We start from the raw sequence: 237 nt of genomic DNA, 5'->3' as shown, positions 1-237 counted from the left end.
AATCGTAAATGCTCGTCGAATAAGGTGGTCACGCGCGACAAAGCCAATTACCGCAAGCGTGAGCGTAATAGATCCTGCCATGGTGATTACGCTAGCGTGACTCGATGTGGTGCCGGCCGTCGGAATTGAATCTATCGCGACCAGTGCGGCAAAGCTGAAGCCGCAGAAGAAGAACACCGGGAACGCGGGATGCTCAAGCCGACGATCTAATTCCGCGTGATCAGTGCGGCGAAGCGC

Annotated in this window: 1 protein-coding gene; it reads right to left on the bottom strand. The window is 55.7% G+C overall.

The genetic code is table 11. From position 1 onward, the window contains the following. Positions 1-237 (bottom strand): hypothetical protein (locus tag F0Q45_RS28895; RefSeq protein ID WP_223163973.1); only part of this gene is annotated, 237 nt, incomplete at both ends.

It is taken from the genome of Mycobacterium simiae, assembly GCF_008370645.1.
Lineage (GTDB): Bacteria > Actinomycetota > Actinomycetes > Mycobacteriales > Mycobacteriaceae > Mycobacterium > Mycobacterium simiae_A.
Note: the sequence above shows the minus strand (reverse complement) of the source record. Positions and strands in the feature narration are given on the sequence as shown.